This is a genomic window from Streptomyces coeruleofuscus (assembly GCF_039532725.1).
GTDB lineage: Bacteria > Actinomycetota > Actinomycetes > Streptomycetales > Streptomycetaceae > Streptomyces > Streptomyces coeruleofuscus.
The window spans coordinates 1,571,012-1,582,356 of the sequence record NZ_BAAASE010000001.1; the positions used below are offsets into that span (position 1 = coordinate 1,571,012).

Below are 11,345 nucleotides of genomic sequence, written 5' to 3' on the forward strand. Positions count from 1 at the left end.
GTCCCCGGAGTACGGCGAAGACACGCCACCCGGCAGACCGCGGATCGTCACGTCATCTGGCGCCGCACCAGCTCGTGCAGCCGGCCGCTGGTGTCGGCGAGCAGCCGGGCGGGCGGGCCCTGCTGGACGACCTTGCCGTCCTCCATCACCACGACCCGGTCGGCGTCCAGCACGGTCGACAGGCGGTGGGCGATGACGATCCGGGTGGCGTTGAGGGCCTTCGTACTCTCGATGACCGTGCGCTGGGTCTCGTTGTCGAGGGCGCTGGTCGCCTCGTCGAAGAAGAGGATCCGCGGCCGGCGGATCAGCGCCTGGGCGATCATCAGCCGCTGGCGCTGGCCGCCGGAGACGGCGCCGCTGCCCGAGACGATGGTATGCAGGCCCATCGGCATCCGCTTGATGTCCTCGGCGAGCCCGGCCATCTCGGCCGCCGCCATCGCCTCCTCCGGCGTGTACGGCTCGGTTCCGCAGATGACGTCCAGGATCGAGCCGGTGAACGGCTGCGCGTGCTGGAGCACCACACCGCACTGGCGGCGCACCGCCGACTGGTCGAGCGCGGCCAGGTCCTGACCGTCGTAGAGGACGCTGCCCGACACCGGGCGGTCGAAGCCGATCAGCAGGCGCAGCAGCGTCGACTTGCCGCAGCCGCTGGGGCCGACGACCGCGACGAACTCGCCCGGCCGCACCTCGAACGACACGTCGTCCAGGACCAGCGGGCCGTCGTCCGAGTAGCGGAAGGACAGCCGCCGCGCCTCCAGCGCCCCGGACAGCGGGCCCGGACGCGTGCTCGCCGTGCGCACCTCCGGCGTCGCGTCCAGCACCGGCTTGATCTCTTCGAACAGCGGCAGCGCGGCCACGGCCGAGACGAACGCGTTCGTCAGCTGGGTCACCGAGGTCAGCACCATCGTCACCGAGGTGTTGAAGGTGAGGAACGCGGCCGCCGACATCGAGCCCCGGGCCGGGCCCGCCAGCAGCATGAACATCAGCAGCGTGCACAGCGGCAGGTACACCGCGCCCAGCACCGACGTGAGGTTCTTGATGCGGCCGACCTTCTGCTGGAGCTCACGACTGCGCGCGAACTGGGACGCCCAAGCGGCGTACGCGTAGTTCTCGGCGGCGGCCACCCGCAGCTTGGGCAGACCGCGCAACGTCTGGAACGCCTGGTTGTTCAGCTTGTTGGACAGCACGACCAGCCGCCGCTGCCACCGCACCTGCCACAGCCCGAGCCCCAGGAACACGGCGGCGATGACGACGAGCATGCCGACCGCGGCCATCGCCATCGGCACGCTGAACCACAGCAGCAGCCCCAGGTTCATCGCCCCGACCGTCACCGACTGGGCGACCGTCGGACCGACACCCGCCAGCAGTCTGCGGATCGAGCTGATGCCCATGGCCGCGCTGGCCAGTTCGCCGGTGGAGCGCTCGGTGAAGAACCTCGTCGGCAGCCTGAGCAGCCGGTCCCACACGGCCGGCTGGAGCGTGGCCTCGACCCGGCCCTCCAGCCGCAGGATGGTCAGGTTCTGCAACAGCATGAAGGCCGCCGCCACCACGCTGCTGAGCATCACCGCCAGGCACACCTGCACGATCAGGTCCGTCTGCGCCTTCGGCACGAACTCGCCGAGCACCTTGCCGGTCGCGATGGGCACCAGCGCGCCGATCGCCACCGTCACCAGTCCGCTGAGCAGCAGCCCGGTCAGGTCGCGGCGCGTGCCCTGCATGCAGAACCGCAGCAGCCTGAGCGGGCTGAGCCGCCGCTCGGGCAGCGGGCGGTAGAACATCACCGCACGCGGCTCGAACTCGTCGGCGTTGGCCTTCTCGATCGGTGTCTCACGCCCGGTCGACGGATGGACGGCGACATATCCGCCGCGCCGCCACAGCAGCGCCACCGGCGCCCCGGACAGGGCCCGGTGGCCGACCAGCGGCCCGACGTCGTCCCGCCACCAGCGGCCGTCCAGGCGCACGGACCGGGTGCGGACGCGGGAGGCCAGGGCGACCTGCTCGACCGGGTCGAGGCGGTCGCCGCCGGTGCCCTTCTGGGTGGGCTCGGTGAGGCTGATCCCGGCCGCCTGCGCGACGAGCTTGCACGCCGCGTACGTGGCGTCGGCGTCGGCCGCGGTGGTCCGCTTCGACGACCGCTTGCCGATGGAGGCGAGCAGCGTCCGGTCGGCCTGGGCGCGTACCGCCTCACCGGCCTTGATGCCCTCGGCCGTCCGCGACTCGTGGGTGCGCTCCAGCTGCTCGATCCAGCGGTCCAGCGTGGTCAGCAGCCGGTACTGCTGGTCGACCATGGTCTGCCACAGCGCCGGGTCCATCAGCAGGTCGGCCGCGGCCTCCGCGCCGTACAGCGAGCCGTACTGGACGCTGCCCGGCGGCACCTGCATCCAGAACACGTCGTCGTCCGTGGGCGCGGCGGCCCGCTCGGTCGCCATCGGCGCCTGGAAGAGGATGGACAGGCTGCGGCCGACCCCCAGGGCGAGGGCGTACTCCAGCGGGCTCGTCGTCGGCGGCACGTACTGCGGGTTGCCGTACTCGTCGTACGACCAGGTCGCGGTGTTGGCGGGCTGGTACAGCTCGCGCAGGCCGATGCGGTGCACCACGCAGTCCCGCAGCGGGCGGGCCACCAGCGTGTGCTGGGGCCCCGCCACGGGCCCCAGCACCAGCGAGCCCGCCTCCAGGCGGCCCAGGTGGTGCCAGTGGCCCTGCTGGCCGGCGTCCACCGCGAACAGGTCGACGGCACCCGACGCGACCAGCCACAGCACCTGCGGGCCCTCCAGGTCGAGGCGGTTGAACCCGGCACAGTCGATGCGCGAGCCCATCTGCCCGAACGCGTTGAGGACGAGGTCACCCTCGTGTCCCTGAACGGCCGTCATCTCACCGCTCCCTGACCAGTGCCGCGTACGCTCCGCCGCGCGCCACCAGGTCCTCGTGCCGTCCCCGCTCCACGATCGTGCCGTGCTGGAGGACGACGATCTCGTCACTGTCGCGGACGGTGCTGAGCCGGTGCGCGATCACCACACAGGCACAGCCGCGCCTGCGCAGGTTGTCCATCACGACCAGTTCGGTCTCCGCGTCCAGCGCGCTCGTCACCTCGTCGAGGACCAGGATGCTCGGCCGGCGCACCAGCGCCCGCGCGATCTCCAGGCGCTGGCGCTGCCCGCCGGAGAAGTTGCGCCCGTCCTGCTCGACCCTGCTGTGGATGCCGCCCGGACGCCGCGTGATCACGTCGAGCAGGGCGGCGTCCCGCAGCGCGTCCTCCACCGCATCGTCCGGGATCGACGGGTCCCACAGCGCCACGTTGTCGCGGACCGTGCCCTCGAAGAGGAACACGTCCTGGTCGACGAAGGAGACGGAGGCGGCCAGCGCCCCGCGCGGGATGTCCTCGATGCGCTGCCCGTCGATGCGGATCACGCCCTCCCACGGCGCGTACAGGCCGGAGATCAGCCTGGACACCGTGGACTTGCCGCTGCCGGACCCGCCGACCAGCGCGACCTGCTGCCCGGGACCGACCGTCAGGTCGAAGCCGGTGAGCAGGGGCTTGTCGAGCGGGCTGTAGCCGAAGGTGATGTTCTCCAGCTCGACGTGGCCCTGGAGGCGGCGCGTCGACTCGCCGGACTCGGGGCGGCCGTAGAGCGGATCGGCCTTGAAGTTCTCCACGTCCTTCAGCCGCGCCACGTCGGCCGCGAAGTCCTGGATGCGGCCCGCGACGCCGTTGAGCCGGGTCAGCGGGGCCGTGAACCGGGTGACCAGGGCCTGGAAGGCGACCAGGAGGCCGACCGAGATGTGACCCTCGACCGCCCGCATGCCGCCGATCCAGAGGATCAGCGCACTGTTGAGGGTGGCCAGCGTCGGCGCGACCACGCCCAGCCAGGCGCTCGGCACACCCAGCCGCTGCTGCTCCTCCAGCGTGGTGGCGTGCTGGCCGGCCCACTTGCGGAAGTAGCCGTCCTCGCCGCCGGTCGCCTTCATCGTCTCGATCAGCTGAAGGCCGGTGTAGGCGGTGTTGGTGAGCCGGGCCGTGTCAGCGCGCAGCTTCGCCGTGCGCGTGGCCCGCAGCCGGATGACGACCCGCATGGCCACGACGTTCAGCAGCGCCACGCCGATGCCGACGAACGTCAGCTGCGGGTCGTAGGTGTAGAGCAGCACTGCGTACAGGACGACGACGACAGCGTCCACGCCCGCCGCCGCGAGGTCGCGGGACAGTGTCTCGGCGACCGCGTCGTTGGACTGGAGCCGCTGCACCAGGTCGGCCGGGCTGCGCTGGGAGAAGAACGTGACCGGCAGCCGCAGCAGATGGCGCAGGAAGCGGGCGCTGGAGAGGGTCGAGGAGATGATCCGGCCGTGCAGCAGGTTGGCCTGCTGGAGCCAGGTGACGACGACGGTGAGCAGGACGCACGCCGCCATCGCCGTGAACAGCGTCGGCAGCAGCGAGGTCTGGTTCCCGATCAGGAACTCGTCGATGTAGGTGCGGCTGAGAGCGGGCACCGCCGCGCCGACCGCCACCAGCAGCAGACTCGCCAGGACGGCGGCGGGCATCGTGCCGGCGGTGCCGCGCAGCCGGGCGGGCATCGCGCCCAGGACGCCGGGCTTGCGGCCGCCCCGGGTGAAGTCCTCGCCGGGCTCCATGACCAGCACGACACCGGTGAAGCTGCCGTCGAAGTCCTCCATGGGGACGAACCGGCGGCCCTTGCCCGGGTCGTTGATGTAGACGCCACGGCGGCCGAAGCGGCGGCCCATGCCGTCGTAGACGACGTAGTGGTTGAACTCCCAGAACAGGATGGCCGGCGACTTCACCTCGGCTAGGGCGGCCAGGTCCATCTGCATGCCCTTGGCCGTCAGGCCGTAACTGCGGGCGGCCTTCAGGAGGTTGCTGGCGCGCGAGCCGTCGCGGGAGACGCCGCAGGCGATGCGCAGCTCCTCCAGCGGGACGTGCTTGCCGTAGTGGCCGAGCACCATCGCGAGGGAGGCGGCGCCGCACTCCACGGCCTCCATCTGGAGCACGGTGGGCGTGCGGACGGTCTTCGCCCCGGCCTTGGGCACCTTGCGCTTCGGCGGGGCGGCGCGGCGCCGGCCCCGGGTGTCCGGTGCGGTCGCGGTCACGGCAGCAGCCAGTCGACGGGACGCTGGTCGGCCAGCCGGATCGACCCCGAGGCCAGTGTCATCGAGTTCAGCTTGAACGGCGGCCCGTCCGCGGACGACCACTTGTAACCGCTTTTCGTGGCGGACGACTTGTCCAGCCGGACCGTCACGGCCACGGGCCTGCCCTTCTTCGTGAACTGCTCGCCGAGCTGGCTGTCCCCGAGGAACGCGGCGATCTGCTGCGGGGACTGGGCCGAGCGGTCCACCGACTTCACATGGCCGCGCAGCACGCCGTACTCCTGGGTCGGCACCGACTGCACGGTCAGGTCGACGGCGGCGTCGTCGGGGACCGAGGCGGCGTTCTCGGCCGGGACGTAGACCGTCGCGTACAACGCGTCCGTGGTGCGGGCGACCTTCTCGACTGCGGCGACGTTCGCGCCCGTCTGGATGATCTGCCCGACGGTCGCGGCGAGCGCGGAGACACGGCCCGCGTCCAGGGTGCGGACGACGGTTTCGCCCTTGGGCGTACGGACTTTGAGCACGGGGGAGTCGGCGGGCAACCGCTCGCCCTGCTTCGCGAGCACCGCGGTGACCTGGCCCGCCACCGGGCTCTGGAGGAGGTAACTGCCCTGCCCGTGCGTGAGGATGGCGGGTGCGCTGACGGTGGAGGTCACCGAGCCGGTCACCGCCCATGCCGAGGCGGCCGCCATCGCGACCACCGTCACCGAGAGCACGAGCCAGCCCTGCGGGCGGGCGAAACGCACCGGAAGGTCGAGTTCTTCCGGTGACTGGAGCTTGGCGAGGGCCTGTTGGCGGAACTGCAAGGAACTTCCCTCACCCGTAGAAGAGGTACTTACAGCCGTAGCGAACGTGGTTACGGCACCCGAAGATCCCGGAACCGCCGGCTGCGGCTCCGGGAGTCAACGGCACTGGGGGCTCGATCAGAGACCGGCGACCAGGTTGGTGACCGGGGCCGTGTTCAGGCCGGTGGCGCCCTCGACGGTGCCGACGGCCGTGTTGACCAGGCCGGAAACCGGGGCGATGCCGTCGACCGTGTCGGTGACGGTGTTCACGGCGTTCACGGACAGGCCGCCGGAGACGGCGTCGAGCTCGGCGTCAGCGATCTCGACGGTCTCAACCTGGGGGGTGGAGTTCATGATGGAACTTCCCTTCGTATGGGTATTTCACAAGGGGGGAGCGGCCCCCTCTGGGGACAGATGACGGCCGCGACCGCGAGTGCCGGACTCCCGTTTCCGAATGTCCTGAGCGGCCCCCGCGGTGCGATGGATCAAAGCACGCTGCGGGCGCGAGCTTCCAATCAACCACCCGTCTCACCAGGCAACTTGCGCCCCAGCAGTACCGAAGCGTGCAGGTGTGGGCACGCCTTCGTGGCGACTTCTTCACATGCGGCACGGCATCGGCCCATCCGACCCCTTGCATCGTGGAACGGCGAATCCGGCACTCCCGCCCCAAAGGCATGACCGACGCGGTCGGCGCGCGGATAACCCTCGACTCGGTGACCGGGTTGAGCATTCGATGTGCAGATTCGCTGAAGGTGGGATTCCGCTCAGTGATCTCAACAGATCGTTTCCGATCGGATACGGATCGTGTTCGTTCGGTATGGCCGTCGCGAGGGCCGCGTCTGAAACGCCGTCATCCGGCCACGGGGGAGCCGTCGGTCGGCGCGTTTCGTCCTTCCGGCGTGCCGCTGTGACCAGGGCGGTCGCAGACCGTGCGGTCGGTGCCCGGGTGGCGGGAGTTGGCTGATTCCGCGATGCGAACGGATCACTTGCAAACGGAATTGAACGTCCCGGACGGCCCGTGCGTACCAACAGCCATCCAGGCGCCCCCCAAGAGCTGCCGGACGGCGGCACCTACTCCGTTCCCCAGGAGGAGAGAAGTTTGAGTCACAAGCGAATTCCGAAGCGCAAGGCCGCGATAGCGGCGGGCAGCGTGGTGGCGCTCGGCGCGGCCGCGATCCTGCTCCCCAACGCCAACGCGTCGCAGGACGGTTCGTCCGACGACGCGGCGGCCGCGCCGAAGACCCTGAAGGCGGGCGACGCCTCGGATCTCGCCTCGCAGCTCTCCGGGCTCCTCGGTGAGGCGTTCGGCGGCTCCTACTACGACAGCGACAGCCAGCAGCTCGTCGTCAACGTCGTACCGGGCGACAACAACAACGTGGTCGTGCAGGCGAAGGCCGCGGGCGCGAAGGTCCGCGAGGTCGACAACAGCTGGTCGGAGCTCCAGGGCGGGGCGCAGACCCTGAAGTCGGACGCGACCATCGCGGGCACCTCCTGGGCGATCGACCCACGCACCAACAAGCTCCTGGTGACGGCCGACAGCACCGTCACCGGCGCCAAGTGGGACAGACTGGAGTCCACCGTGCAGAGCCTCGGCTCCGGCATGGCGACCCTCAAGAAGTCCGCGGGCACCTTCAAGCCGTTCGTCTCGGGCGGTGACGCCATCTTCGCGGGCGGCTCGCGCTGCTCCCTCGGCTTCAACGTCACCGCGGGCGACGGCTCGCCGGCCTTCCTGACGGCCGGTCACTGCACCCTCGGCGGCAACGAGTGGTCGGACACGCAGGGCGGTCAGCCGATCGCCACCGTCGACCAGTCCACCTTCCCCGGCGACGGCGACTTCGCACTCGTGAAGTACGACGACCCGGCGACCGAGGCGCCCAGCGAGGTCAACACCGGCGACCAGACCGTCCAGATCACCGAGGCCGCGGAGGCGACCGTCGGCCAGGAGGTCTTCCGGATGGGCAGCACCACCGGGCTCGCCGACGGCCAGGTCCTGGGCCTCGACGCCACGGTGAACTACCCCGAGGGCACCGTCACCGGCCTCATCCAGACCAATGTCTGTGCCGAGCCCGGCGACAGCGGTGGCTCGCTGTTCACCCAGGACGGTCTCGCGATCGGCCTCACCTCGGGCGGCAGCGGCGACTGCACGGTCGGCGGCGAGACGTTCTTCCAGCCGGTGACCACCGCCCTGGAGGCGGTCGGCGCGACCCTCGGCGCGGGCGGTGCGGCCGGCGGCGCGGGTGAAGAGGCCGGTGCCGGCGAGGAAGCCGGTGTGGGCGAGGACGCCGGTGCCGGTGCCGGTGAGGAAGCGGGCGCCGGTGAAGAGGCCGGTGCCGGCGGCGAGGCCGGTGCGGGTGCGGGCGAAGAAGCCGGTGCCGGTGAAGAGGCCGGTGCCGGTGCTGGTGCGGGTGCCGGTGAGCAGGCCGGAGGCGAGGACGCGGGCGCCGGAGCCGGCGCCGGTCAGGACACGGGCCAGGGAGTCGAGGACAACTCCGGTCTGACCGAGTCCCGCTGACCCGAGAACGTCGGCAGCCGGTCCGACGCCGCCGGCCCGGTTCCGCCCCCTTCCTGGCGGGACCGGGCCGGCCCACCGGCGTTCTCGGCCGTTGACGGGGTTGAGCTGTGGTGTCGGGTCGTTTGGCGTTCGTCGGCGTTCTCGGCCGTTGACGGGGTTGAGCTGTGGTGTCGGGTCGTTGGCGTTCGCCGGCGTTCTCGGCCGTTGACGGGGTTGAGCTGTGGTGTCGGGTCGTTGGCGTTCGTCAGCGTTCTCGGCCGTTGACGGGGTTGAGCTGTGGTGTCGGGTCGTTTGGCGTTCGTCGGCGTTCTCGGCCGTTGACCGGGTTGAGCTTGAGCCGTGGTGTCGGGTCGTTGGCGTTCGTCAGCGTTCTCGGCCGTTGACGGGGTTGAGCCGTGGTGTCGGTCGTTGGCGTTCGCCGGCGTTCTCGGCCGCCGACGGGCTCAGCCGCGGATCCGGGCCGTTGGCGCCAACCGCGTTCCTGGCCGCCGAGCGGCTTGAGGGTGCTCGGGCGGGTCCTGGTCGGCAGCGCCCACCGGCGTTCGAAGCCGCCCCGGCCTGAGCGCTCTCGTGCGGTTCCGGCCGGCGGTGGAACCGGGCCGGCCCTCCGGAGGGAGGGCCGGCCCATCCGCGCGCCGACGGGGCGCCGCGGGAGAACCTCCGGGGCCCTATCCGACGGCCCTGAGCAGCAACAGGGCGATGTCGTCGAGCCGTTCCTCCCCGTCCGTGCGGTGGGGCTCCTGGCGGACGAGGCTGTCGGCCAGTTCGTCCAGCGGCTGGTCCCCGGCGTCGGCCAGGCGGCGGCCCAGGATCGCGAGGGCCTCCTCGAAGTCGGTGCCGGGGGACTCGACCAGCCCGTCGGTGTAGAGGACGAGCAGGGAGCCGGGGGCGAGGGCGACCTCCGTCGTCGGGTACACCGCGGAGGCGTCGATGCCCAGCAGCGGGCCGCCGGCCAGGTCGAGAACGCGCACCCGCCCGTCCGGACGTCTCAGCAGCGGCGGCGGATGACCCGCCCGGGACATCACGGCCCGGCCGTGCGCCGGGTCCAGGCGCAGGTACAGGCAACTGGCGAACAGGTCCGCCCCCAGGTCGAGCAGCAGCCGGTTGGTGCTGCGCATGACCTCCTCGGGCGCCTGGCCCACGGTCGTGTACGCGCGCACCGCGGTGCGGACCTGCCCCATCAGCCCGGCCGCCGTGACGTTGTGGCCCTGCACGTCCCCGATCACCGCCGCCGCCATCCCCTGGGTGCGCACCAGGTCGTAGAAGTCGCCGCCGATGTCCATGCCCTGCGTGGCCGGCACATAGCGGGCTGCCGCCTCGATGCCGGGCAGCGACGGCAGGGAGTGCGGCAGCAGCGCCTCCTGGAGGCCGTGCGCGAGCCGGTGCTTGGCGTCGTAGAGCAGCGCCCGCTCCAGCGCCTGGGCGATCAGCCCGGCCAGGCTGGTCATCACCGCTCGCTCCTCCGTCGGGAAGTGGTGCGGCTCGGCGTAGGAGAGCACGCACGTCCCCACCGGCCGGCCCTGGGCGATCAGCGGCAGATACGCCCAGGCCGCGAACCCGTCGGGCGTGGCGACCCGCGCCGGGTACAGGCGCTCCAGCTGGTCCTGCGACTCGAAGAAGGCGGGCACGCCCGTGCGCAGCACCTGTGTGCCGGGGGTCGGCTCGGTCAGCGGCATCCCGTCGAACCGTTCCACCACGGTCGCGTCCCGGTACCCGCGATGCCCGAGCACCCGCAGCCGGTTCGCCCGCGAGCCCAGCACGACCAGGGCCTGGCTGCCCACGGCCGGGGCGATCTCGTCCGCGACCAGCTGCACCACGTCCTGCACCCCCACCGCCTCGGTTAGCGCGCTGGCCAGGTCCAGCACCTGCGACATGGTGACCAGCCGGGTCGGCGTCCCGTCGGACGGCGGGGCGGCCCGGTTCATCTCCGTCACGGCCCGGGACCTGGTGATCCGGACGCTGAGGCCCGTCGTGCTCGGGTACAGCCGGAACGACAGCCACTCGCCGGGCGGGCGCAGCGCCACGAACGAGGCGGTGTGCTGGCTCATCAGCGCGGCCCGGTAACGGTCCTCGTACACCGGGTCGTTGAGCCACGGCACCGACGCCCACAGCTGTGTGCCGAGCAGCCGGCTGACCGGGACGTTCAGCAGCTCGGCCGCCGCCGCGTTGACGAAGCCGATCCGCCCGTGCAGATCCAGTGAGACCAGCCCGTAGGGCAGCCGGCTCACCATCCGGGCCGCCTCCACCGTGCCGAGCGTGCCGGCCATACCGCCCACCAGGGGCGAGGCGACCAGATCGGTCTCGGGGTGCGGCGGGATGCTGTGCTCGGCGGCCCGCTCCAGCCGGACCGCCAGCCGGCCGCAGGCCGCGGTCAGGCCGTCGCGCTCCCGGTCGGACAGCTCCTGCGGATGCCCGCCCGGCCAGGTCACGAACACCGCGCCGTACACGGTGGACTCGGTGGCCACCGGCACCGCCGCCAGGGCGAACGGATAGGGCAGCACCACGGCGATCCGCGGATAGCGGCGGGCCATCTCCTCCTCGCCGCCGACCCACACCAGTCTGCGCTCGCGCGCCGCGTCGGCGACGGGGATCGGCGCGCTCAGTCCCACCCGCTCCCAGGGCGCGGCGAAGGCCCGGGGCAGCCCCGCCATCACCGCCATCTCCAGCACCGGCTGGTCCTGCGCCAGCAGGTAGACCGCACCGGAGTGGGCGTGCACCTCGTCCATCATCGAGGCCAGCGCCAAGGACAGCAGGGGTCGGCCGACCGGCGTCCTGGCGGCTGCCGGCGCCTGCGCGGACGACTGTCCGTCGGACACGCCGACCACCTCCTCGCACGGCCGCGCGACCGGGCCCACGAACAAATCTCCTCCCTGGCGGCCCTTCGCGCACGACGAGCGGCACGGGGACGGACCTGGTTACCGTCGGTCACACACACGCGGGCGCCGGAGAGGGCG

6 protein-coding genes are annotated in these 11,345 nt (G+C 71.8%); 1 reads left to right on the plus strand and 5 read right to left on the minus strand.

Annotated features, from left to right (window positions below):
* Positions 1-47: 47 nt before the first annotated feature.
* The 4 genes from ABFX81_RS06905 to ABFX81_RS06920 form a co-directional block, all read right to left on the minus strand.
* Positions 48-2,870, minus strand: coding sequence for an NHLP bacteriocin export ABC transporter permease/ATPase subunit (locus tag ABFX81_RS06905; RefSeq protein ID WP_086851425.1), 2,823 nt, complete (start codon positions 2,868-2,870; stop codon positions 48-50).
* A 1-nt stretch (position 2,871) separates the two neighbouring features.
* Positions 2,872-5,097 (minus strand): NHLP family bacteriocin export ABC transporter peptidase/permease/ATPase subunit, encoded by a 2,226-nt coding sequence (locus ABFX81_RS06910; protein WP_346137748.1) that lies wholly within the window; start codon positions 5,095-5,097, stop codon positions 2,872-2,874.
* Positions 5,094-5,900 carry a biotin/lipoyl-containing protein gene (locus ABFX81_RS06915; protein WP_086851423.1) on the minus strand — a complete coding sequence of 269 codons (807 nt, stop codon included), beginning with the start codon at positions 5,898-5,900 and terminating at the stop codon, positions 5,094-5,096. The genes ABFX81_RS06910 and ABFX81_RS06915 overlap by 4 nt, the downstream gene beginning before the upstream one ends.
* Before the next feature lie 117 nt (positions 5,901-6,017).
* Entirely contained in the window at positions 6,018-6,233 is a 216-nt protein-coding gene (locus ABFX81_RS06920) for a type A2 lantipeptide (protein WP_086851420.1), read from the minus strand.
* A gap of 745 nt (positions 6,234-6,978) precedes the next feature.
* Here ABFX81_RS06920 and ABFX81_RS06925 point away from each other — a divergent pair.
* Complete coding sequence (locus ABFX81_RS06925; protein ID WP_346137749.1) at positions 6,979-8,391, plus strand: S1 family peptidase; 1,413 nt, start codon at positions 6,979-6,981, stop codon at positions 8,389-8,391.
* A 668-nt stretch (positions 8,392-9,059) separates the two neighbouring features.
* Here the strand turns inward: ABFX81_RS06925 and ABFX81_RS06930 are convergent.
* Complete coding sequence (locus ABFX81_RS06930) at positions 9,060-11,216, minus strand: SpoIIE family protein phosphatase (RefSeq protein ID WP_086850135.1); 2,157 nt, start codon at positions 11,214-11,216, stop codon at positions 9,060-9,062.
* Positions 11,217-11,345: the final 129 nt, after the last annotated feature.

Excerpts from the sequence above, each read along its gene's own strand:
- ABFX81_RS06905 (WP_086851425.1), bottom strand. The coding sequence starts at position 2,870 with ATGACGGCCGTTCAGGGACACGAGGGTGACCTCGTCCTCAACGCGTTC.
- ABFX81_RS06920 (WP_086851420.1), bottom strand. The coding sequence starts at position 6,233 with ATGAACTCCACCCCCCAGGTTGAGACCGTCGAGATCGCTGACGCCGAG.